Raw genomic sequence first — 22,043 nt, 5'->3', positions numbered from 1 at the left:
GAAGCGCTGCGGTCAACGCCACCAGTCGTCGGCCGGGGTGACCGGGACGGCGCGCTTGTGCCGGGTGGCGAGGAACATCGACTCCAGCTTCTCCGCCACCTCGGGCGCGACGTCGAGCCCTTCGAGGTAGTCGTCGATCTCGGCGTACTTCAGGCCGAGCGCGACCTCGTCGGGCAGCGCGGGCCGGTCGCTCTCGAGGTCGGCGGTGGGCACCTTCTCCCAGACGCTCGGCGGCGCGCCCAGCTCCTGCAGCAGCGCGGCGCCCTGGCGCTTGGTCAGGCCGGTCAGCGGAGTGATGTCGACGCCGCCGTCGCCGTACTTGGTGAAGAAGCCGGTGACCGCCTCGGCGGCGTGGTCGGTGCCCACGACGAGCAGGTTGAGCTGTCCCGCGATGGCGTACTGGAGCACCATGCGCTCGCGAGCCTTGACGTTGCCGTGCACGAAGTCCCGCAGCCTGGGTTCGCCCAGGGCGCCAGCGGCCTCGGCGGCGACGGCGTCCGCGCTCGGCTTGACGTTCACCGTGACCACGCGGTCCGGTTTGATGAACTCCAGCGCGGTCTGCGCGTCCTGCTCGTCGGCCTGCACGCCGTAGGGCAGCCGCACCGCGACGAAGGTGGCCTCGTGGCCCTCCTCGCGCAGTTCCTCGCTCGCGAGCTGGCACAGCCTGCCGGTCAGCGTGCTGTCCTGACCGCCGCTGATCCCGAGCACGAACCCCTTGGCCGGGGTCGAGCGCAGGTAGTCCTTGAGGAAGTCGACGCGTTCCCTGACCTCGACCTTGGGCACGATGGTCGGCTTGACGGCGAGCTCGGCGAGGATCCGCTCCCGGAGGTTCAGCATCCCCGTACTGTACGACCGGCTCCGGTTGACCACGGGAGCGCTCGGGTACCCGGGCGGAATGGTGAAGACGGAGATGCGGATCGCGGCGAGCGCTGAGGACGTGTTCGCCGTCCTGGCCGACGGGTGGTCCTACGCGGGGTGGGTGGTGGGCGCATCGCACATCCGCGAGGTCGACCCGGGCTGGCCCGCCGAGGGCACCCGGATTCACCACAGCGTCGGACCGTGGCCCCTGCACGTGCAGGACGTGACGCGGGTGCTGCACGTGGTGCCCGGCAGGCTGATCGACCTGGAGGCGCGGATGTGGCCGGTCGGCAGCGCGCGGGTGCGGCTCACCCTCACGCCCGCCGGGCCGGGCGCGACGGACGTGCTGATGGAGGAGGAGATCACCCAGGGCCCCGGCCGGATGATCCCCACGGCCGTGCAGGCGGTGCTGCTGAAGCCGCGCAACACCGAGGCGCTGCGCAGGCTCGGCGACATCGCCAGGGGCCGCGCCTGACTACCTGTCCGCGGTGATCCTGGACAGCGTCGCCGCGATCAGTGCCCGGTAGGCGCCGCCCGCGAAACCGTTGCGCAGCAACGCGACATGAGCCGCCGTCCCGCCGGGCCCGCCGTGCACAGCGCCGCCGGGGTGGGCCGACGCGCTCGCCAGGTAGAGCCGGTCGACGGGGGTGTCCGGGCGGGCGAGGCCAGGGGTGGGCCGGAAGATCAGCTGCTGGTGGATGGCCGCGGTCCCGCCGTTGACGGCGCCGTCGACGAGGCTGATGTTGTGCCGCCCCAGCTCTTCCGGGCCCGCGACGTGCCGGGCGATCACCTTCGAGGAGAAGCCGGGCGCGTGCTTCTCGATCGTCTGCTCGATGCGTTCGGCGGCGCGCTGCAGCCGGGACGCGTCCCACTTCTGCCCGCGCGGCACGTGGGTGTAGGCCCAGACCGACTCGGTCCCGCGCGGTGACCGGCTCGGGTCGGTCGTGGTCATCTGGCCCAGCAACAGGAACGGGACCTTCGGCGTCTGCCCGCAGGACAGCTGCGAGCTGAACCGCGCCAGGCCGTTGAGGTCGCCGCCGAGGTGCACCGTGCCCGCGCCGGCGGCCTCCTTCGCGGTCCACGGCACCGGGCCGGACAGCGCCCAGTCGACCTTGACCGTGGAGTCGTCCCAGTGGAAGCGGCTGAGGTCGTCGACCATGCGGGACGGCAGGTGCTCGGCGCCCACCAGCTCCAGGTAGAGGCTCGGCGCGGGAACGTCGGCGAGCACCGCCTTGCGGGCGCGGACCAGCTCGCCGGTGGTGTCGCGCACCCCGACCGCCGTGCCGCGCGCGATGAGCACGCGGTCCACCCTGCGGCCGCAGTCCACCCGCCCGCCGAGCGATTCGAGCCGTCGCACCAGAGCCGCGGTGATCTCCCCCGCACCGCCTGCCGGAGCCGGGAAACCGACGTCCTGGGCCAGCATCGCGAGCAGCCAGCCGAAGATCGAACTGCCCGCGGTGTCCGGGCCGAGGTCGGAGTGCAGCGCGTTACCCGCGTAGAGCAGCTGCGCGCCCTCGCCCTCGAACAGCTCGTTCGCGAGGGCGCGCACCGGCATCACGGCTCGCCGCGCGAACCGGAGCGCGTCGCCGGTGCCCATGCGGCGGAACAGCCGTCCGGCCGCGCGGATCGGCGGGAACGGGCGGAAGAGCGCGTCCATCAGATCGTCGCGGATGTGCTGCCACGTCCCGAACTCCGCGCGCCAGGCGTCACCGTCCCGTTCGGCGAACTGCGCGACCGACTCCGCCGTGCGGTCGACGTCGCGGGAAACGAGCGCGACCCGGTCGTCGGGGAGAACGTGCGCGAGGACGTCCGGTGCATGCCGCCAGGACAGCCCGTGCTGCTCCAGGTCCAGCGCGGTCATGAACGGTGACACCGCGCTCAACGGGTAGAACGCGCTGCAGAAGTCCGTTCGGAAGCCCGGTTCGGTGACCTCGCCGCTGCGCACGGAACCGCCCGGTTCGTCGGCGGCTTCGAGCACGACGACGCTCCACCCCGCGTCCGCGAGCAGGTTGGCCGCGACCAAGCCGTTCGGGCCCGCGCCGATCACCACGGCGTCGGCGATGTCACCTGGGTGCGTCACGACTCTCCTTGGGACTGATGGGTCGGCCTGCCCCACCGTAGATCGCGAAGCCTCCCGAAGGGGCCTGTATCCGGTTTCAGCGGTGGGCTCTGCGCCCCGGCACCGTTCGCCATCCCGCCGATCACCTCGGCGAGCGCGTCCGCGCTGTCGTGCCGCGGGTGCCAGTCCAGCTCGGCCCGCGCCCGCGCGGAGAGCACCAGGCAGGCCCTGTCGGCCAGCGCCAGCCACCCCGGGTGCAGCGGCTGCAGCCCGAGCCGCCACGCGGGCCAGGCCAGCCCGGCCAGGGGCAGGAGCGGCACCGGCAGCCGGATACCGCCGAGCACCCGGCCGATGTCGTTGGCGGTGAGCACCGGATCGGCGGCGAGGTTGAACGCTCCGGTCGCTCGGCGTTCCAGGATCCGCACCAGCGCCGACGCGACATCGTCGGCGTGCACGAGCTGAAGCCGCAGCCCGGGCCACAACGGCAACGGAAGCCAGCGCTTTTTCAGCAGCGACAAGGGAAACAGCGAGCTGAGCAACCAGCGCCGCATCTCCGCCGCCGCGGCGCGCTGCACCACCGACACCGGGCGGACGCACGCGAAGCGGAGGCCCGACTCGGCGAACAGGGCTTCGGCCTCCGCCTTGTGCCTGCTGTACGCGTTGCCCTTGATGCCGCCGAGCGGCCAGTCCTCCTCGACCATCACCCACCGGTCGGCGGGCTTGTACGCGGCCACCGAGGAGCCGAACACCAGGTGCGGAACATCGCGGGCGGCGGCCAGGACGTTCTTGGTGCCTTCGATGTTCGTGCGCCGCATCTCCGGGTCGTCGATGCGCGGGTGGATCGCCCAGGCCAGGTGCACCACCGCGTCGGCCCCGGCGAAGGCGGCACGCAGCTCCGCCTTGTCCGTGCCGATGTCGCACTCCGTCCACTCGGCGCGCGTGTACGGTTCGACCTGGTCAGGGCGTCTGCGCGCGACAGCGGCGACGCTCCAGTCCCGTGGGAGCGCCCGGAGCAGGGCGGTTCCCAGGTTCCCGCTGGCGCCGGTCACCGCTATTCGCATAGGACTGGTGGTTCCCCGCCCGGCACACGCCTAATCAGTGCAGCCGGAGCACGGGAACCCCGGTGCCGGGAGCGGCCGGCGCGCCGTCCAGCACGACCAGGCCGATGCCCGCGCCGACTTCGACTTCTCCCCGGTGGAACAGGAACTCGGGATCGTGGGCCCATTCGTCCCGGGTCGCGGCGACCTCGCGGGGCCCGGCAGGACGGGCGAGCCTGGGCCGGTCGCCGGGTGTTCGCGCGGGGAGGTCGCGGCGCGGGCCCCGACGGACTTCCAGTGGCTCGCCCGGGAGCAGCCAGAGCGTTCGTCCTTCAGTGCACAGCCCGGCCAGCAAGCCGATCTGCCCAGGGCGGTCGCTGTGCAGCTCGGTGGAACGACCGAGCCGCACCTCCTCGACCGCCTCGCGTTCGGCGACGGTGAGTTCGTCGATGCCGAGGAGCGCGGAGGCGTCGCCCAGCGGCATCGCCCGGTGGCCGCGCACGGGCCAGCGCGGAAACACCGGCTTCGGCCAGGTGTAAGGCAGGTCGTCCGGGACGTCGGGGAAGAACCGGCGGTAGTGCTCGGGTTCCTTGCGTACCAAGGCAGAGCGGTGTGAGACGTGCACGGCCTCATCGCCGAGCCACGGCGGCACGGCGCCTGTGTCGATCAGCTCACCCTGCTCGGGGACCTCACCGCCGCTGAACTCCAGCAAAGAGTCCACAGTGGAGTCGGCATGCCCGCGCGCTCCCCACTCGCGGCACATCTCCACGCCGTAGCCGACGAGTGCCCGCGTGAAGCCGCGCCACATGGTGACCGCGGGATGGCGCTTCCAGCCGTATTCGGGCCACACCAGCGCTCGCAGGATCTGCAGCGTCTCCACGCGTTGTTTGCCGAGGCGGCGGTCGTCGAGCACCGCGGCGCTCGCGGCGAAGTCGGCGTGCGGCAGGAACGTCTGCATTGTCCGTCCACCTAGTGCTGGAAGGGAAAGGAATGCGCGCCGGAGAACGTGACCGACTGTCCACATCGAGCGGTCGATGCGAGCCGATCCACCCAGTGCCGCGGAGCGAAGGCGTCGTGCTCACCGCGCACGAGCAGAACCGGACACGCGACGTCCGCGATCGACCGCTCCGGAGTCTCGCGCGCGGTCGAGATGAGGTAGCGCGCCACCGCGATCGGACCACCGCGGATGTAGTACGGCGCAAGGGCTCGCACCAGGCTGAGCGGTTCGTGCACGACATCCCGCAGTGCCGCGCGGAGCAAACCGGACACAGTGCGCTGCTCCGGCGGGAAGGGCGGCCCGATCAGCACCAATGAGCGCACTGCGGCCGACCGGAGCGCCACTCGGAGCGCGGCGTGGGCGCCGGAGGAATGCCCGATGAGCACCACGGGCTCTCCGGCAACGACGGCCTCAAGCCAGTCCAGGACGGTGTCCGCGACGGCTTTGACATCCGGACGGCACGCCGGTCGGCCGCGCACTCCGAAGCCCGGGACGTCGAGCAGGAACGATCGGCTTCTCGCGCCGTACTCGGTCAGCGCGTCCATCAGGTACCCGAGCGCACCGAGACCGGGCAGCAGAACGACAACCGGCGCACCAGTCCCGCATTCGAGACTGCGCACCGTTCGCCCCGCCACCCGGTCGGCGCGCGCCCGGACGTCGCTGTCCAGCACTCCGGGCTACTACCCCGCCTACCCGCGGGCCAAACCCGCCGCCTCCGCCGCGATCGTCGTGCTCTCGCCGTGGCCGGTGTGCACCACCGTCTCCGGCGGCAGCTCCAACAACCGCTTGGTGATCGAGTCGATGATCGTGTCGTAGTCGGAGAACGATCGGCCAGTGGCACCGGGTCCGCCCTGGAAGAGGGTGTCGCCGGTGAACACCACGCCGAGCTCCGGCACGTGGAAGCAGCAGGCGCCCGGCGCGTGGCCAGGCGTGTGCAGCACGTGCACCGCGGTCCCGGCGACCTCGATGACCTGCCCGTCGGCCAGCTCGCCGCCGGGGCGCACGTCCGGGTGGGTCATGTGCCAGAGCACGAGATCGGCCGGGTGCAACAGGATCGGCGCCCCGGTGGCCTCGGCCAGCTCCGGGGCGAAGCGCACGTGGTCGTCGTGCGCGTGCGTCGCGATGATCGCCTTGACGGTGCGACCGCCGATCACGTCCAGGATCGCGGAGACGTCGTGCGGGGCGTCGAAGACGACGCACTCCGAGTCGTCGCCGAGCACCCACACGTTGTTGTCCACGTCGAAGGTCTGGCCGTCCAACGAGAACGTGCCGGACGTGACGGCGTGGTCGATGCGAGCCGCGGTCATGGTGATGCGCCCTCCGCTGAGAAGATCACGTCTGTCATCAGAAGACCACCACCGAGCGCAGCACGTCGCCGTGGTGCATCTTCCCGAACGCGGCCTCCACCTCGTCGAGCGCGATCTCCTCGGTGACGAAGGCGTCCAGGTCGAGGCGGCCCTGCCGGTAGAGGTCGACCAGCATCGGGAAGTCCCGCGTCGGCAGGCAGTCGCCGTACCAGCTGGACTTCAGCGCACCGCCGCGGCTGAAGAAGTCGATCAACGGCATCTCGATCCGCATGTCCGGCGTCGGCACGCCGACCAGCACCACGGTCCCGGCCAGGTCGCGGGCGTAGAACGCCTGCTTCCACGTCTCCGGGCGGCCGACCGCGTCGATCACCACGTCCGCGCCGTTGCCGTCGGTCAGCTCCTGGATCGCGGTCACCACGTCGTCCACCGCGCGGGCGTCGATCGTGTGCGTGGCGCCGAACCCGCGCGCCCACTCCAGCTTCCTGGCGTCGGTGTCCACGGCGATGATCTTCGCGGCGCCCGCGAGCCTGGCCCCGGCCACCGCGCCGTCCCCGACGCCGCCGCAGCCGATCACCGCGACCGAGTCGCCCCTGCCGACGCCGCCGGTGTTGATCGCCGCGCCGATGCCCGCCATGACCCCGCAGCCGAGCAGCCCGACCGCGGCGGCCCGCGCCTCCGGGTCCACCTTCGTGCACTGTCCACTGTGGACAAGAGTCTTCTCGGCGAACGCGCCGATGCCCAGCGCCGGGCTGAGCGGGGTGCCGTCGGTCAGCGTCATCGGCTGCGCCGCGTTGTGCGTGCTGAAGCAGTACCAGGGCCGACCGCGGCGACAGGCCCGGCAGTCCCCGCACACCGCGCGCCAGTTGAGCACGACGAAGTCGCCGGGTTCGAGCCCGCTGACGCCCTCGCCGACCGACTCGACGACCCCCGCGGCCTCGTGCCCGAGCAGGAACGGGAACTCGTCGTTGATCCCGCCCTCGCGGTAGTGCAGATCCGTGTGGCAGACCCCGCACGCCTGGACCTTCACCACGGCCTCGCCGGGGCCCGGTTCGGGGACCACGATCGTCTCCACCGTGACCGGTTCACCACGTCCCCTGGCGATGACGCCCCTGACCTGTTGTGCCACGACCGGGCCTCCAGATTCGTCTCGACGCATGTGGATCTCCGACGACCGTAGTCCCGGGGTCACCGCCCGTCGAGTTCGGCGAGCTCGGCGTCGGAGAGCAGCCGGGAGCGGATCAGGAAGCGCACGCCCTCCGGCGCCTCCAGCGAGAACCCGCTGCCCCGGCCGGGGACCACGTCGACCGTGAGGTGGGTGTGCCGCCAGTGCTCGAACTGCGCGGCGGACATCCAGAACGGGACCGGTTCGGGCATTCCCCCGATCTCCAGGTCCGCGAGGTGCACGTCCGCCCGCCCGGTGCGGAACTCCCCGGCGAGGTAGCACATGGGGGCGCTGCCGTCGCAACAACCACCGGACTGGTGGAACATCAGCCGGCCGTAGGTGCTCCGGAGGCGGCGGAGCAGGGTGGCCGCCTCCGGAGTCACCGCCACGCGCGCCACGGGCATCAGAAGAAGCCCTGCGCGTTCTCGGAGTAGCTCACCAGCAGGTTCTTCGTCTGCTGGTAGTGCTCCAGCATGGCGCGGTGGTTCTCCCGGCCGATGCCGGACTGCTTGTAGCCGCCGAAGGCCGCGTGCGCCGGGTACGCGTGGTAGCAGTTGGTCCACACGCGTCCGGCCTGGATCGCGCGCCCCGCCCGGTAGGCGGTGTTGGTGTCGCGGGACCACACACCGGCACCGAGGCCGTAGAGCGTGTCGTTGGCGGTCCTGATCGCGTCGTCGAAGTCCTCGAAGCGGGTCACCGACACCACCGGGCCGAAGATCTCCTCCTGGAAGATCCGCATCCTGTTGTCGCCCTCGAAGATCGTCGGCTGCACGTAGTAGCCGCCGGAGAGCGCCCCGCCGAGGTCCGCGCGCTCGCCTCCGGTGGCGACCTTCGCGCCCTCCTGCCTGCCGATGTCGATGTAGGACAGGATCTTCTCCAGCTGGTCGTTGCTGGCCTGCGCGCCCACCATCGTCCCGGTGTCCAGCGGGTTGCCCTGCTTGATCTTCCCGGTCCGCTCGACGGCGTCGGCCAGGAACTCGTCGTAGATCGAGCTCTGGACCAGCGCGCGGGACGGGCAGGTGCAGACCTCGCCCTGGTTCAGCGCGAACATCGCGAAGCCCTCGAGCGCCTTGTCGTAGAAGGCGTCCCTGGCGTCGGCGACGTCGGCGAAGAACAGGTTCGGGCTCTTGCCGCCCAGCTCCAGGGTGACCGGGATGATGTTCTCGCTGGCGTACTGCATGATCAGCCGCCCGGTGGTGGTCTCGCCGGTGAAGGCGATCTTCGCGATGCGGTTGCTCGAGGCCAGCGGTTTGCCCGCCTCCACGCCGAACCCGTTGACCACGTTGAGCACGCCCGCCGGGAGCAGGTCGGCGATCAGGTCCAGCAGCACGTGGATCGAGGCCGGGGTCTGCTCGGCGGGCTTGAGCACCACCGCGTTGCCCGCGGCCAGCGCGGGCGCCAGCTTCCACGTCGCCATCAGCAGCGGGAAGTTCCACGGGATGATCTGGCCGACCACGCCGAGCGGTTCCTGGAAGTGGTAGGCCACGGTGTCGGCGTCGATCTGCGAGATCCCGCCCTCCTGCGCGCGCAGCACCCCCGCGAAGTAGCGCCAGTGGTCCACCGCCAGGGGCAGATCGGCGGCCAGGGTCTCGCGGACGGGCTTGCCGTTCTCCCAGCTCTCCGCGACGGCCAGCAGCTCCAGGTTCTGCTCGATCCGGTCGGCGATCTTCAGCAGCACGCCGGAGCGTTCGGCCAGCGACGCCTTCCCCCAGCTCGCCGCCGCCCCGTGCGCGGCGTCCAGTGCGCGCTCGACGTCCTCGGCGGTGCCCCTGGCGACCTCCGTGAAGACCTCACCGGTCACCGGGCTGGGGTTCTCGAAGTACCGGCCCTTCGCGGGCGGCACGTGCTCGCCGCCGATGAAGTGGTCGTACCGCGAGCGGTAGGTCACGACGCTGCCTTCGGAGCCTGGCGCGGCGTAGGTCGTCATCTGCTGCCTCCCACGTCTTCGGGGTGAGTGGCGGCGAGGTTACGAAGGGCAACGTTGCAGTCACGTTGCACTTGCGCCGGGCCGGAGCGGAGGTCAATCATCGAGGTGATGGCCATTCCGCCCGCCGACCCGGTCGAGAGCGCCCGGGTGCTGGTCCGCGTGCACGAGGCGGTGCTCGGCGGAGGCCGCGCGCCACAGGCTCCGCGCACGGTGATCGCGGAGTCCTGGCGACGGTCCCTCGACGCCCGCGTGGATCCCGACCGCACCGAGGCGCCGACGGTCTATGCCCGGCGCGAGGTCTCCGAGCTGCGCGCGGCGCACCCGCTGGCCGGCACGCTGCCCGCGTTGCGAGGGCTGCTCGGCGGGTTCGCCGAGGAGGCGGGCCTGATCATGATCATCACCGACGCGGCGGGCCACATCCTGTGGTGCGAGGGCGACAACGCCGTCCGGCACGCCGCCGAGCGGGCCTCGCTCGCCGAGGGCACCCGCTGGTCCGAGGACGTGATCGGCACGAACGCGATGGGCACCGCGCTGGCGCTCGGCCGCCCGGTGCGCATCCACTCCGGTGAACACCTCGTGCGCAGCTACCACTCGTGGACCTGCGCGGCGAGCCCCGTGCGCGATCCCGACACCGGCGCCGTGCTCGGGGTCGTCGACGTCAGCGGTCCGGTGCACACCGCGCACCCCGCCGTCGCCGCGCTCGTCGAGGCCGCCGCCAAGCTCGCCGAAGGGCAGCTCCACGCCGAGCTGGCCGCCCGCGAACAACGCCTGCGCGAGCGGAACATGCCGCACCTGCTCGGATTGCGCGGCCAGCCGGGCGCGCTGCTGACGCCGACCGGGCGCGTGCTCGTGTCGGCCATCAGCGACCTGCCGGCGCGCGTCGACGTCTCCGGTCCGGAGATCCGCTTCGGCGACGGGCGCACCGGTCTGCTGGAGCCGCTTCACGAGGGTTATCTGCTGCGGGTGCCTTCGACCCGCGTCACGCGAACTCCGCGATTGTCGTTGTCGTTGCTGGAAGATCCGGTCGCGACCTTCGAGGGCCGCCAGCACCCGCTGAGCCTGCGCCACGCCGAAATCCTTGCCGCACTGGCACTTCGGCCCGACGGGCTCAGCGCTGAAGCCCTCGCGCTCGCCACGCACGGCGAGGACGGCAACGCCGTGACCGTGCGCGCGGAACTGCACCGGCTCCGGGCTCAGCTCGGCATCGCGTTGGGGCGCAAGCCTTATCGGCTCCTCGCCACCGTCGACGCCGACTTCCTGCGCGTGCGTTCGGCAGTGCGTTCCGGCGATGTCGCGCTCGCCGTGCGGTCGTATCGCGGACCACTGCTCCCCCGATCCGAGGCGCCCGTCGTCCGGGCCGAGCGCGAGGAGCTGCACGCCGCCGTCCGCTCCGCCGCGGTGCACTGCGGGCGGCCCGACGTGCTGTGGGAGTTCGCCCAGCAGCCACACGGCGCCGACGACATCGAGGTGCACGAGGTGCTCGCCCGCACCCTGTCCCCCGCCGATCCGCGTCGCGCTTCGACACTCACCCGCCTACGCGCACTCACCTCGTGACCTCAATGCCGCGTTCGGTGCGTTCAAGCACCCCGATGACTCATTCGGTCTTCCGGCGTGCGGTGAGGACGACGTGGGTGAACAGGCCGAAGACGAGGCCCCAGAACGCGGAGCCGATGCCGAACAGGGACAGGCCGGAGGCGGTCGCCAGGAAGGTCACGGCGGCGGGCTCGCGGTCGCGCGGGGTGGCCATGGCGCCGCTGAGGCCGGAGATCAGCGCGCCGATCAGGGCGACGCCCGCGATGGCGGCGACGAGTTCCTTGGGCAGGCCGGTGAAGACGCCGATGAGGGTGCCGCCGAGGGCGCCGATGAGCAGGTAGAGCAGTCCGCAGAACACGCCGGCCGGGTAGCGCCTGCGCGGGTCGCGGTGGGACTCCTCGCCGGTGCAGATGGCGGCGGTGATCGCGGCGAGGTTGACGGCGTGGCACCCGAAGGGGGCGAGGGCGAGCGAGGTGAGGCCGGTGCCGCCGACCAGCAGGCGGTCGCCGGGGCGGTAGCCGCTCGCGTGCAGCACGGCGAGGCCGGGGGCGTTCTGCGAGGCCATGGTGACCACGAACAGCGGGACACCGATACCGATGATCGCGGCGGTGTCGAAGACCGGGGTAGTCCACTGTGGACTGGCCAGTTCCAGTGCGACACCGCGGAAGTCCAGCCCTCCGCTCGCCGCCGCGGCGGACACGCCGAGCAAGAGGGCGACGGGGACGGCGTAGCGGGCGCTGAACCGCTTGGCCAGAACGTAGCCCAGCAGCACCGCGGCGGCGACGAGCGGGCCCTGGCCGAGCGCGCGGAACGCTTCGACCCCGAAGGAGAACAGGATTCCGGCGAGCATCGCGGAGACCAGCGCGTCGGGCACGAACGCCATCAGCCTGCCGAACACCCCGGAGAAGCCGACCACCGTGATGGCCAGCGCGGAGACGAGGAAGGCTCCGATGGCCGAGGCGTAGGAGTAGTGGCCGATGCTGGTGACGAGCAGGGCGGCACCGGGCGTGGACCACGCGGTGATCACCGGGACCTTGGTCCACAGGCTCAGCACGAGGCAGGTGATACCGCTGCCGATGGAGATCGCCCACAGCCACGAGGTGGTCTGCCCCGGGGTGAGCCGCCCGGCCTGGGCCGCGGTCAGCACGATCACCGCGGGACCGGAGTAGGAGACCACGACGGCGATGAGGGCGGCGACGAAGGACGACAGCGAGGCGTCGGAGAAAAAGGACCGACGGTCTGTCCCTTGTGCGGCAAGAACTTCCTCGGTCACCGGCAAACCCTAATCAGCCGCAAGGTGTCCAGTCGAGAGTGATCGTCGACTCAGTCGTCGTAGACGACGCCTTTCCTGCGCCGCACGTGCCCTCGCCAGCCCGCCAGCACCGTGAGGACGGACCAGCCGACGACGCCCATGACCAGACCGTTGAGCCGTCCTCGCGGATCGACCTTGGCGGCGTCCTCCAAGGGTACAACGCCTTCCGGATCGCGAATCACCTCGATGCGGTCGCCCACCCGGTAGTCCGGATCGCTTCCCCGGTATTCCAGGGTCTGCGCGAGTTCGCCGTTCGCGCCGGCGAGGGTGAAGCGGTGGTTGGTGCTCACCGCCGACACCGCCGTGATCACCACGTTCTCGCGGATACCACGAGAGGCCAGCGCCGCCTCAGGCGCGTGCTGGACCGAACCAACGAGGATCAGCAGGCCGGGCAAAGCGGAGAGCACGGCGAGCCACCACGCGCGGTGCAGCACGCGCAGCGCGATCATGAAAACGAGGCACAGCAGGGTACCCGTGATGATCGGGATCACGTCGTTGCCCACTGCCGCACAAGCGATTCCGGTGTTGCCCGCCGCGATCACCCAGCCGAACACCAGGACCGACAGCGCGGCGAGCACCGACCTCGATGCCTTCACTTCCGCGTCACGCACGCGCGCAGCATAGGTTTTCCTCCCGCATGGCGCGCTTTCCCTTCGGAGCGAACCGAATCGACACTTGCCCTTTCCCGGACCCGTCATTCGTCGTTCGCGCATAAGCGATTCCGATGCCGGGTTCCCTCGCGGCCGACCGGTGCACAGCATGGGCGCCGTCCCCCGACCCCCTCCCCCACGTCCCGGAGTCCCGATGCCCAGAGCCGCCCTGCTCGCCACCGTCCTGATCGCGAGCGCCGCCGTCGCCGCGCCGCACGCGGCCGCCCAGGACGAACCCCCGACGAGCTGGCCGACCGCCTTCGCGGACGAGTTCGACGGCACCGAGATCGACCGCAACCGCTGGTCCATCCACTCCGACGCCGAAGGCGACCGCTGCCTCGGCAACAAGGGCAACAACGAGCAGCTGGAGTGGCACACCTGGAACGCGCTCGCACTGCGCGACGGCAAGCTGGTGATGACCGCCCGCAAGGACAACCCCGAGCCGGGCTACGAGTGGTCCGGCGCGCTGATCACCACCGCGCACACCTGCGGCAACGGGCCGGCCCAGGAATTCCAGGTCCAGCCGGGCGACTACATCGAGACGCGGCTGAAACTGCCCAAGGACAAGGGTTTCTGGCCCTCGACCTGGACGTGGAACGGCAACGGCTCGAACGAGCAGGACACCTACGAGTACTACAGCGACAACCCGTTCCGGCTCTACTTCACCAACCACCAGAACCCCGGCGGGCAGTGCCAGTACCAGCACCCCGTCGACCTGACCCAGGACTGGCACACGATCGGACAGCTGCTCGGACCGGACCAGACGGTGTGGTTCCTCGACGGCAAGGAAGTCTGCCGCCAGGGCGCGTTCTCCGGGAACGGGGCACTGGTGCTGGACATGTTCGTCTACGCCAAGATCCCGCCGGAGGTCACCGAGGGCTCGATGGAGATCGACCACGTCCGCGTCCACCGCAAGTAGGTGATCTCGTCACACAGCAGGGATCGTGACGACCACCCGCCCGGCGTGCCGGATCTCGCCGGAAATCCTGCATGATCGAGCCCTTGATCGCTATCAACCTCATCGGTGAAAAGCGGAACACCGTTCGGTGATCCCTTCGCAGACGCGCTCGCTCCACTCCCGCAGGACGGCGAGCAGGCCGTTGTCGCGCCACTCGCACTGCGGTCCTTCCTCGCGTTCGTCCACATAGGTGTTGAGGCTGAGTCGGGTGTCGTCGATGTTGACGCGCTTCATGGTTCGTCCGCACGGGGTTCGATGGCGGGCTACCGGCATCGGTAGTCACCGGCAGTTCGCGCGCTGACCCGCCTTGCGGGAAGGCGGCGGCCTGTTGCCCGCCCAGGGCGACAGGCCTCACGCCATCCGTTCAGGCGCCCAGTGTCTGGTACGCGACGGTCCAGAAGTCCTGGTGCAGCCGCGGCCTGTCCGCCGAGTCCATGGCGGTCTGCGTCAGCATGATGCCGACCAGGCCCTCCGCCGGGTCGGCGTACGCAGTCGTGCCGAGGCCGCCGTCCCAGCCGAACTGGCCCGGGGAGGCCAGGTCGCGTCGACGGGTGCGGACCGCCACGCCGAAGCCGTAGCCGCCATGCCGGCCGAAGTGGTCGCCGAACTGGTCCTTCTCCACCTTTTGAGCCGGGGTCAGGTGGTCCATGCACATCAGCGCGACGCTCGCGCGGGACAGGACGCGCCGGCCGTGGTGGACGCCGTTGTTCAACAGCATCCGCAGGAACGCGTGGTAATCGTCCACTGTGTACACCAGGCCGTCGCCGCCGGCCTCGAAAGCCGGTGGACGGCTGTACTTGCCGCCTCGGGCCTTGTCCCACACGGTCAGCTCGCCGGTCGTCGGGTCGTGGGCGTAGCTCGTCGGCAGGCGGTGGAGCTTGTCTGCCGGCACGTGGAAGCCCGTGTCGACCATGCCGAGCGGGCCGAACAGGCGCTCGGCCAAGAACGCGCTGAACGGCTGACCAGCCGCCCGCGACACGAGCACGCCGAGCACGTCCGAGCCGACGTGGTACTGCCACCGATCCCCCGGCTGGTACATGAGGGGGAGCGTGCCCAGCCGGCGCATCCACTCGTCCTGGGTCACGGTCGGCCAGTTCGCGGTGCCGTCGCCGACGATGCCCAGTTCCAGCATCGCCCCCTGGATCGGGCAGGGTGTGAACACCAGGCCGAAGCCGAAGGTGAGCGTCAACAGGTCCCGCACGATTCACGACTGGCCGGGCCTGCGCTGGGGTCTGGTGTGGCGCAGCGACGCCGAGACCGAGATGGTCCGCGCACTGGCGGACGTGGTCCGCGACCTCGGCATCACGCGGTTGTGAGCACCGACCACGGCGATCCACTTGCGGTCGAACGCGCACAGGACCGGGCCGGCTCCTGCGCCGTTCGTGGGCGAGCACCTCTCATCTGATTTCGGAGTGCGGCGAACCGAAGTACCGGCCGAGAGGAGTTTTGTGACATTCTTCTGGCTCCGGCTGCCGCGACGTGGTTTTTCGTCATGTCGCTGCCAGATCAGAAGGATTTTCGATGCGCGCCCTGTCAATTGGGACCGTCTTCGCGGTCGCGTTGTGCGCCGGCCCGCTTGCCACTCCGGCACGGGCCGAACGCGGCACCGTCCTGAACTGCGTCAACTATTCGTACAGCCTAGGCAACATTTCGACCACCGTGTACTACCACAACCACTGCGACTACCAGGTTCGCATCAATATCACCTACACGTACGGCCACGGCAGCAATCCGAAGACTGCCTCATGTATGCACCCGGTTCCCAAGAAGAACAAGGGCAAGGTCAAAATTCCTGTACGAGTTCTCTGGATCGACGGCGATTCGGCCGTCAAGAACTGCGATTTCTAGCGGCGAGGTTGTGCCGGACAGCGGCGGTCAGCGCGAGGGCGCGTGTCGTTGACGGGTTCGACGAGCTGCCGGACCGGTTCGAGCAGGTGCTGGGCCGGTGCGGAGTGCGGTTGCGATACGACGGGTGCAGATCAGGTGCAAGCGCTACCGCGCCCCGTGTTAGATGCACGGCATGAAGCGTGGGCTGCTGTTCGTCCTCCCCCTGGCCCTGGTCGTGACTGCGTGCAGCAGTGGCCAGGACCAGTTCGTGAAAGAGCTCCGGTCGGCCGGCTTCACCACGGTCGGCGAACCCAGGACGGACACCGAGAAGAAGTCCAAGAAGGTCGGCAAGCGGACGGTGAAGTCCTCGCAGCGCATCTTCGAGGTCACCGTCCGGGTGAAGGGCTGCGACCTGGAGTTCGCCAAGACCGCGGACAGTTCCGGTTACTGGCTGGACGAGCTGCACGTCAACGGGCAGGAACCGGACTGGCCGGAGTACCCGGAGAACCTGCGCCACGCCGACGCGGTGGCGCTGCTGGCCGGCAACAGGCCGAAGCCCCCGGGTTTCGCCAGCTGCTACAGGCCGGACCTGCCCTGAGTCAGCACCCGATGCGCTGACGCAGCTCGTCCGCCTCGCTCACGCCCAGGTCGGTGAAGATCCGCAGCGCCACCGGGAGGCACTCCTCCGCGGCGGCGGGATGGACCTGTCCGAGGGCTTCGAGCGCCTTGGCCTCCTCGTACCGCGCGCCGACCGCACGGGCGATCCGCACCGCGCGCTCGGCGTCGCGGCGCGCGGACTCGGCCTGCCCGCACCGCCACCGGGCGAGTGCGAGGTAGGCCAGGGTGGCCGCCAGCTCCCCGCGGTTGGCCAGCTCGGCGAACAGCGCGGCGCCGCGTTCCAGGTGGTCGATCGCCTCCGCCGGGTCGCCCGCGGAGGTCAGCGAGGCGCCGATGTTGGTCAGCGCGAAGGCCTCCATGACCCGGTCCCCGACGCCGACGGCCAGGTCGAGGGCGTGCCGGTAGGACCCCAGCGCGTCGGCGTGCGCGCCGCGCCGGGTCTGGACCTCGCCGATGTTGATGTGGCTGGTGGCCTCGCCGCGCAGGTCGTCAGCGATGCGCCGGGCCTCCAACGACTCCTCGAAGCACGCGAGCGCCTCGTCGAGCCGGCCGCGCCGCAGGTGGATGATCCCCTTGTTGTTCAACGCGTTGCCGATGAGCCGGTGTTCGCCGAGCGAGCGCAGCAGCGGCAGCGCCTCGTCGAGGTGCGCGGTGGCGCCGGCGAACTCCCCGATCCGCCAGTCCAGCGCGGCGAGGTTGAGCTTCACGGTGCCGATCGCCTTGCGGTCGTCCTCTGCGACGGCGATCCGCAGCGCCTCGTCCAGCGCCGACCGCGCGGCGTCGTTCTCCTCTGCGCCCCAGTGCATGATCCCCTTGGCGGACAGGACTTTTCCGGCGCCGCCCGAGCGCGTCGCGAACGGCAGCACCTGGTCGTAGACGGCCACCGCCGAGGCGTACAGGCCCTTGGCGTCGAAGTAGCCGCAGAGGGTCAGCGCGAGCTGCCACGCGTGCCGGTCGTGGTTGTCCCGGCAGGCGAACTCGATCACCGCGCGCAGGTTCGCCAGCTCGCGGTCGAACCACGTCATCCCGTTGCCCACGAAGGCGATCACCGCGTCCGGAACCGGGGTGAACCGCGCCTGCCCGGTGATCTGCCGGTCGGCCTCGTTGGCGGAGTACAGGTAGTGGTCGAGCACCCGGACCGCCGCGGCGGGCTCGTCCGGCTCGGCGAGGTCGAGCGCGTACTGGCGGAGCAGGTCGTGCAGCCGGTAGCGGCCGGAGGCGTGCTGCTGCACGAGGTGCACGTCCAGCAGCGCCTCCAGCGTGTCCTCGGCGTCGTCCACCGAGGCGTCCAGCAGCGCGGCGGCCGCGTGCGGTGTGATGTCGATCCCCGGATGCCTGCCGAGCAGGCGGAAAGCCCTGCGCAGCAACGGTTCCAGCGCTTCGTAGGAGACGGTGAACGCCGCGGCGACCCCGCTGTCCACCCCCTTGCGCAGCCGGGTGACCAGATCCTCGTCCGTCCACAGAGGACGGTTGGACAGCCGCGCGCCGGCGAGGCGCAGTGCGAGCGGGAGGTAGCCGCACAGCTCGGCGACGGCGACCGCGTCACCGTGCGCGCCGCGGCGACCGGCGGCGCGCTCGAACAGCTCCACCGCCTCCCCCTCGGGCAGGGTGTCCACCGAGAGCGCGGCGGCTTCGAGCCCGACCAGCCGGTGCCGCGCGGTGACCAGCGTCAGGCAGCCGGGCGCGCCGGGGAGCAGGGGCCGGACCTGGTCCACGTCGGCGGCGTTGTCCAGCACGAGCAGCACCCGCCTGCCCGCCAGCCGCGCCCGCCAGGCCGACGCGCGCTCGCCCACGTCGTCGGGGATGTCCTCCGGCGCCGTGCCCACCGCGCGCAGTAACGACTCCAGCGCGCCACCGACCGACATGCTCCGCTGGCTCGGCGTGTGCCCTTGCAGATCGAGGAAGAGCTGCCCGTCCGGATACCCGGCGGCGAGCAGCCGCGCCGCGCACAACACGAGCGTGGTCTTGCCGACGCCGGCCATCCCGTCGACGGTGAGCACGTTCGCGCCGTCGGAAACGGTGTCCGACAACCACTTCAGCTCGCGGTCGCGGCCGGTGAAGTCGTTCGGCACGCGCGGCAGGTCGTTGCGCGCCGTCCACGTGCTCTCCACCGCGGGCGGGGCACCGTGCAACACGCGTTCGTGCAGCGCGCGCAGTTCCGATCCGGGCTCGACGCCCAACTCGCCGACGATCCGTGCGCGTGCGTCGCGGAAGGTCTCCAACGCCTCGGCCTGACGGCCCGCGTGCCAGAGCGCGAGCATCCGCAGCTCCAGCAGCTTCTCGTGCAGCGGGTGCGCCGCCAGCAGTTCGCCCACGTCGGCCAGCACCTCGCCGGGCTTGCCCAACCGCAGCTGTTCCTCGCCGTAGCGGCACCGCGCCAGCAGCCACTGCTCCTCAAGGGCCTCCCGGGTGCGCTGCGCCCACTCCCCCTCGATCCCGGCGAGCGGGGTGCCGCGCCGGAGCGCGAGCGCCGGACCCAGGTCCCCGGCGGCGACCAGTGCGCGGAACCGCACCAGATCCACGTCCTCCGGGTCGATCGCCAGGCGGTAGCCGTCGTTCTGGAACACCAGCACCGAGGCACCGTCGGCGCCCGCGGCGACGAGGACCCGCCGCAGCCGGGCGACGTAGGTCTGCACGAGGTTGCGGGCTCCGGCGGGCGGGCGGTCCGCCCAGACCCGGTCTACCAGCGCGGGCACGCCGACCACCCGGCCCGCCTCGGCGGCCAGGATCGCCAGCACGCACTGCTGGCGCGCGGGCCCGACCTGGACCGCGCGATCGCCGTCGCGGACCCGGACCGGACCGAGCAGGTCGATCTCCATCGCCGTCCCCCAAGTGATCGAAACGAGTTTTCCGCTTCGCCACCAGGCGGTCCAGCGTTGTTGCAGCACCGTTCCAGCGCATTTGCCCAATCTCTGCCGTGGCACCGACTCCAGGAGGAACCATGAGGATCACCGGACTGTTCACCGCGGCCGCGCTGCTCGCCGGGCTGGGCGCCGTCGCGACCACCCCCGCGGCCCAGGCGGCCCCGAACTGCGACAACGGGCAACTGCTGCTGTCCAAGACCGAGTTCGTCAGCTCACGGGCGGCGAGCTTCGTCACCCGCCCTGACGGCTCCCGGATGCTGCTGTGGCCCGACACCGGGCACGGCTTCCGCGCGCACTCCATCAAGATCCCCCGCGTCGCGGGCGACATCTGGGCAGGTGTGGCCTTCACCGGCCGCAACGGCCCCAGGGGCTGGGAGAACTGGTACCCCGGCGCCGACGACACCCGTGCGTGGCCGCACCGCGGCGCCCAGATGTACTCGCTCGTCGGCCTGCTCCGCGACGCCAACACCAACGCCGTGCTGCGCAGGTTCTTCCTCGGCGACGGCCTGCGGTGCACGGAGATCACCACAGGCGGGCCGGTCTACCTGCAGCTCACGGTGAACGACCACCACCTCGCCGACAACGACGGCACGTTCTTCGCCGACGTCCAGGTCTACGGCTGACCCCCGCCGGCTTGCCGGCTCCTCGGAGCCGGCAAGCCCACCAGCACGAGCAGCGCGACCAGCACCGCGGTCACGTACAGCGAGGCCCCGGCCAGCGGACTGAGCGCGACGAGCACCGCGACCACCGGGAACGCGATCGCCAGCGGTGAGCGACCGCGCGGCAGGACGTGCAGCGCCCACACGCCAAGCAGGTACAACGCGACCGGGACCGCCGTCGCCATGCCCGCGACCAGCTCCGAGACCTCGCCCTTGCCGGTGCGGAGATCGACGGCGACCTCCAGGCCCGCGCCGACCGCCCCAGCGGACGCGAAGATCACCAAATGCCCGTAGCCCCACCGCAGTGAGGCGCTCAGCGAGGTCAGCAGGTCCTCGGAGGGCCGGTCGAAGTACAGCCACCACAACGAGAACACGATGACCAGCCCGGCCGCGGCGACCCCGAACAGGTTCACCGAGCCGTGCCCCTCGTCGACCGCCGAGCGCACCGCGTTGGTCGCGGCGAGGATCGACTCACCCAGCACGATCAGCGTGAACAGGCCGTAGCGCTCGGCGATGTGCCCCGGGTGCCACGGTGTGGTCGCGCCGCGCTCGGCGAGTGCGGGGACCGCGATCTCGGCGAGCAGCAGCACGAAGAACGCGGGCAGCAACCACTGCTGCGGCAGCGCGAGCCGGACGAGCCAGCCGATCTGCACCACGGTGATCCCGGCCGCGTAGCGCAGCGCGGTCCTCCGGTGATCCGGGTCGGCCTTGGCCGCGCGCAGCCACTGCGTCACCATGGCCAGCCGCATCACCACGTAGCCGTAGGTGATCACCGCGAAGTCGCCGTGGTCCAGTGCTCGCCCGACCCCGGCGGCGAGCACGAGCGCGCCCGCGATCTGCACGAGCGTGGTGGCCCGGTAGGCCGTGTCGTCGGTGTCGTAGGCGGAGGCGAACCAGGTGAAGTTCATCCACGCCCACCAGATCGCGAAGAACACCATCCCGTAGCCGAGCACGCCCTGGCCGACGTGGTGCTCGGCGATCGCGTGGTGCAGCCCTGCGGCGGCCTGCGCGACCGCGACCACGAAACACAGGTCGAACAACAGCTCCAACGGGGTCGCGGCGCGATGCGGCTCATCCGCCCCGCGCGCCGCCATGGGGCGGTACCAGGTGCTGCTCACAAGCTCCTCATCCGGCTTCGTCAGTGGTGGAATGGGCGGCGCCGACCGGCTTCGACTCCGGCGACCCGCGCTGCCGCAGGTACACGCTGAACACGGCCATCGACCCGATCGCCAGGAACTCCGACTGCCAGTTCTGCAGGCTGCGGTTCCAGAAGTCGGCGGTGCCCAGGTACTCCAGCCACGGCACCGGGTCCTCCAGCATCGCGAGCTGGTCGGCGTTGTACGAGCTCACCCCGGTGACGGACTGCACGAGCCAGGAGAGCAGGAAGATCCCGCCCATCGCCAGGCCGAGGGAGTTCGAGAAGACCTTGGTCCGCCAGCCGCCCGCGCGCACCCACTTCGGCGACCGCGGTCCGGTGTGCGCGCCGACCTGCTGCTTCTCGTCGGACTCCTGCCCGGCGTCCTCCGGTGGCTTGGACTCCGGGGAACCGCGCTGGATCAGCCACACCGTGGCGATGATGTAGAGGAAGAACTGCAGGTACTCCGACTGCCAGTTCTCCGCGACGTCCACGGCGAACTCCGAGGACGCGAGGTAGCGGACGAAGCCCGGTTCGGCACCGCCGTCCGAGAGCCGCCGCTGCACCAGGTCGGCGTACCCGGCGAACGCCTGGCCGCCGAGCGCGCCGAGGAAGAGCAGCCCGAAGAAGATCCCGACCGCGTTGTCGCGCAGGAACTTCATCGCCCGAGCACCCCCAGCACGAAGAAGAACAGCAGCGCGCCGATGACGACGACCAGGTACGCGGCGAACATGCCGCGGGAGATCACGACCCCTCCAGGACGCAGTCGTAGGGCTGGTCGCCGCGCGGGGTGCAGCCCGCGCCGGAGATCCGCCAGCCCTGCTCGAACTCCCGCAGGAACAGGGTGTCGCCGCCGGTTCGGACCTGCGCGGCATCGCCCCACACCTCGACATCGCGCACCGCCGCCGAGGGGAGCTTGAGCGTGCCGAGCGCGGCAGGGCAACCCTCGGGCCGCAGGGCTTCCATGCGCCGCAGGGTTTTCGGCGTCAGCAGGTCGCACGCCGCCCTGGCATCACCCTTCGCGATGGCAGCCACGAACGCGTCGGCGGTGGAGCGCACGGAGTCTGTTTGCGTGGAAGCACATCCGCTCGCGAGGACCGCGGCGGCCACGGCGATCACAACCCTCGGCGCGGGCACGAT

23 protein-coding genes and 2 pseudogenes are annotated in these 22,043 nt (G+C 70.9%); 7 read left to right on the top strand and 18 right to left on the bottom strand.

Annotation, left to right across the window (positions count from 1 at the left end; translation table 11 throughout):
- Window positions 1–12 precede the first annotated feature (12 nt).
- Window positions 13–837, bottom strand: a complete 825-nt coding sequence (nadE, locus tag BLT28_RS02575) for an ammonia-dependent NAD(+) synthetase (protein ID WP_030433494.1) — start codon at window positions 835–837, stop codon at window positions 13–15.
- Window positions 838–895: 58 nt separating this feature from the next.
- Here nadE and BLT28_RS02570 point away from each other — a divergent pair, with 58 nt between their 5' ends.
- A complete protein-coding gene (locus BLT28_RS02570) occupies window positions 896–1,333 on the top strand; it encodes an SRPBCC family protein (protein WP_043814164.1) in 438 nt (145 codons plus the stop codon).
- Here BLT28_RS02570 and BLT28_RS02565 read toward each other — a convergent pair whose 3' ends face one another.
- The 8 genes and pseudogenes from BLT28_RS02565 to exaC all read right to left on the bottom strand — a co-directional run bounded on the left by BLT28_RS02565 (window position 1,334) and on the right by exaC (window position 9,347).
- Window positions 1,334–2,938 (bottom strand): phytoene desaturase family protein, encoded by a 1,605-nt coding sequence (locus BLT28_RS02565; protein WP_030433492.1) that lies wholly within the window; start codon window positions 2,936–2,938, stop codon window positions 1,334–1,336.
- A complete protein-coding gene (locus tag BLT28_RS02560) occupies window positions 2,935–3,966 on the bottom strand; it encodes an NAD-dependent epimerase/dehydratase family protein (protein WP_322788504.1) in 1,032 nt (343 codons plus the stop codon). The genes BLT28_RS02565 and BLT28_RS02560 overlap by 4 nt, the downstream gene beginning before the upstream one ends.
- 496 nt (window positions 3,967–4,462) lie before the next feature.
- Window positions 4,463–4,912, bottom strand: a pseudogene (locus tag BLT28_RS41640) (MSMEG_6728 family protein); the annotation flags it as partial.
- Between the two features lie 11 nt (window positions 4,913–4,923).
- A complete protein-coding gene (locus BLT28_RS02550) occupies window positions 4,924–5,622 on the bottom strand; it encodes an alpha/beta fold hydrolase (RefSeq protein WP_030433489.1) in 699 nt (232 codons plus the stop codon).
- Between the two features lie 18 nt (window positions 5,623–5,640).
- Complete coding sequence (locus BLT28_RS02545) at window positions 5,641–6,258, bottom strand: MBL fold metallo-hydrolase (protein WP_030433488.1); 618 nt, start codon at window positions 6,256–6,258, stop codon at window positions 5,641–5,643.
- Between the two features lie 37 nt (window positions 6,259–6,295).
- Window positions 6,296–7,414: an S-(hydroxymethyl)mycothiol dehydrogenase gene (locus tag BLT28_RS02540; RefSeq protein WP_407638791.1), complete on the bottom strand. Its 1,119-nt coding sequence runs from the start codon at window positions 7,412–7,414 to the stop codon at window positions 6,296–6,298.
- A 29-nt stretch (window positions 7,415–7,443) separates the two neighbouring features.
- On the bottom strand, window positions 7,444–7,824 hold the full coding sequence (locus tag BLT28_RS02535) for a DUF779 domain-containing protein (protein ID WP_030433486.1): 381 nt from the start codon (window positions 7,822–7,824) through the stop codon (window positions 7,444–7,446).
- Entirely contained in the window at window positions 7,824–9,347 is a 1,524-nt protein-coding gene (gene exaC, locus BLT28_RS02530) for an acetaldehyde dehydrogenase ExaC (RefSeq protein ID WP_030433485.1), read from the bottom strand. Before exaC ends, BLT28_RS02535 begins: the two co-directional genes overlap by 1 nt.
- A 108-nt stretch (window positions 9,348–9,455) precedes the next feature.
- Between exaC and BLT28_RS02525 the strand changes: the two genes are divergently transcribed.
- Window positions 9,456–10,901, top strand: coding sequence for a GAF domain-containing protein (locus BLT28_RS02525; protein WP_030433484.1), 1,446 nt, complete (start codon window positions 9,456–9,458; stop codon window positions 10,899–10,901).
- A gap of 40 nt (window positions 10,902–10,941) precedes the next feature.
- Here BLT28_RS02525 and BLT28_RS02520 read toward each other — a convergent pair whose 3' ends face one another.
- Window positions 10,942–12,153: a benzoate/H(+) symporter BenE family transporter gene (locus BLT28_RS02520; protein WP_030433483.1), complete on the bottom strand. Its 1,212-nt coding sequence runs from the start codon at window positions 12,151–12,153 to the stop codon at window positions 10,942–10,944.
- 50 nt (window positions 12,154–12,203) lie between these two features.
- Window positions 12,204–12,803 (bottom strand): hypothetical protein, encoded by a 600-nt coding sequence (locus BLT28_RS02515; protein ID WP_052408199.1) that lies wholly within the window; start codon window positions 12,801–12,803, stop codon window positions 12,204–12,206.
- Window positions 12,804–12,996: 193 nt separating this feature from the next.
- Between BLT28_RS02515 and BLT28_RS02510 the strand changes: the two genes are divergently transcribed.
- Window positions 12,997–13,761, top strand: coding sequence for a glycoside hydrolase family 16 protein (locus BLT28_RS02510; RefSeq protein ID WP_030433481.1), 765 nt, complete (start codon window positions 12,997–12,999; stop codon window positions 13,759–13,761).
- 99 nt (window positions 13,762–13,860) lie between these two features.
- On the opposite strand, the gene BLT28_RS39650 is transcribed toward BLT28_RS02510, so the two are convergent.
- The gene (locus tag BLT28_RS39650; protein WP_156051824.1) at window positions 13,861–14,034 is read right to left on the bottom strand and encodes a hypothetical protein; all 174 of its coding nucleotides are present in this window, start codon (window positions 14,032–14,034) and stop codon (window positions 13,861–13,863) included.
- 130 nt (window positions 14,035–14,164) lie between these two features.
- Window positions 14,165–15,001, bottom strand: coding sequence for a serine hydrolase domain-containing protein (locus tag BLT28_RS02505; protein ID WP_197683954.1), 837 nt, complete (start codon window positions 14,999–15,001; stop codon window positions 14,165–14,167).
- Here BLT28_RS02505 and BLT28_RS39645 point away from each other — a divergent pair.
- Entirely contained in the window at window positions 14,979–15,116 is a 138-nt protein-coding gene (locus tag BLT28_RS39645) for a hypothetical protein (RefSeq protein WP_156051820.1), read from the top strand. The two genes, BLT28_RS02505 and BLT28_RS39645, sit on opposite strands and share 23 nt — an antisense overlap.
- Before the next feature lie 205 nt (window positions 15,117–15,321).
- Window positions 15,322–15,648, top strand: coding sequence for a hypothetical protein (locus BLT28_RS02500; protein ID WP_030433480.1), 327 nt, complete (start codon window positions 15,322–15,324; stop codon window positions 15,646–15,648).
- 41 nt (window positions 15,649–15,689) lie between these two features.
- On the opposite strand, the pseudogene BLT28_RS42985 reads toward BLT28_RS02500, so the two are convergent.
- Window positions 15,690–15,778, bottom strand: a pseudogene (locus tag BLT28_RS42985) (IS982 family transposase); the annotation flags it as partial.
- A gap of 42 nt (window positions 15,779–15,820) precedes the next feature.
- On the opposite strand from BLT28_RS42985, the gene BLT28_RS02495 reads away from it, so the two are divergent.
- Window positions 15,821–16,225: a hypothetical protein gene (locus tag BLT28_RS02495; RefSeq protein ID WP_156051818.1), complete on the top strand. Its 405-nt coding sequence runs from the start codon at window positions 15,821–15,823 to the stop codon at window positions 16,223–16,225.
- A 1-nt stretch (window position 16,226) separates the two neighbouring features.
- On the opposite strand, the gene BLT28_RS02490 is transcribed toward BLT28_RS02495, so the two are convergent.
- Window positions 16,227–19,064: an AfsR/SARP family transcriptional regulator gene (locus tag BLT28_RS02490; protein ID WP_052408197.1), complete on the bottom strand. Its 2,838-nt coding sequence runs from the start codon at window positions 19,062–19,064 to the stop codon at window positions 16,227–16,229.
- Window positions 19,065–19,186: 122 nt separating this feature from the next.
- Between BLT28_RS02490 and BLT28_RS02485 the strand changes: the two genes are divergently transcribed.
- Complete coding sequence (locus BLT28_RS02485; RefSeq protein ID WP_030433477.1) at window positions 19,187–19,732, top strand: hypothetical protein; 546 nt, start codon at window positions 19,187–19,189, stop codon at window positions 19,730–19,732.
- On the opposite strand, the gene BLT28_RS02480 is transcribed toward BLT28_RS02485, so the two are convergent.
- The 3 genes from BLT28_RS02480 to BLT28_RS02470 all read right to left on the bottom strand — a co-directional run bounded on the left by BLT28_RS02480 (window position 19,723) and on the right by BLT28_RS02470 (window position 22,040).
- Entirely contained in the window at window positions 19,723–20,862 is a 1,140-nt protein-coding gene (locus BLT28_RS02480; RefSeq protein ID WP_052408201.1) for a low temperature requirement protein A, read from the bottom strand. The two genes, BLT28_RS02485 and BLT28_RS02480, sit on opposite strands and share 10 nt — an antisense overlap.
- A gap of 31 nt (window positions 20,863–20,893) precedes the next feature.
- A complete protein-coding gene (locus BLT28_RS02475; RefSeq protein ID WP_030433475.1) occupies window positions 20,894–21,565 on the bottom strand; it encodes a DUF6766 family protein in 672 nt (223 codons plus the stop codon).
- Between the two features lie 82 nt (window positions 21,566–21,647).
- On the bottom strand, window positions 21,648–22,040 hold the full coding sequence (locus BLT28_RS02470) for a hypothetical protein (RefSeq protein ID WP_030433474.1): 393 nt from the start codon (window positions 22,038–22,040) through the stop codon (window positions 21,648–21,650).
- Window positions 22,041–22,043 lie beyond the last annotated feature (3 nt).

The sequence above is a fragment of the Allokutzneria albata genome (assembly GCF_900103775.1).
Classification (GTDB): Bacteria; Actinomycetota; Actinomycetes; order Mycobacteriales; family Pseudonocardiaceae; genus Allokutzneria; species Allokutzneria albata.
This window is presented reverse-complemented; position numbering and strand designations above follow the sequence as displayed.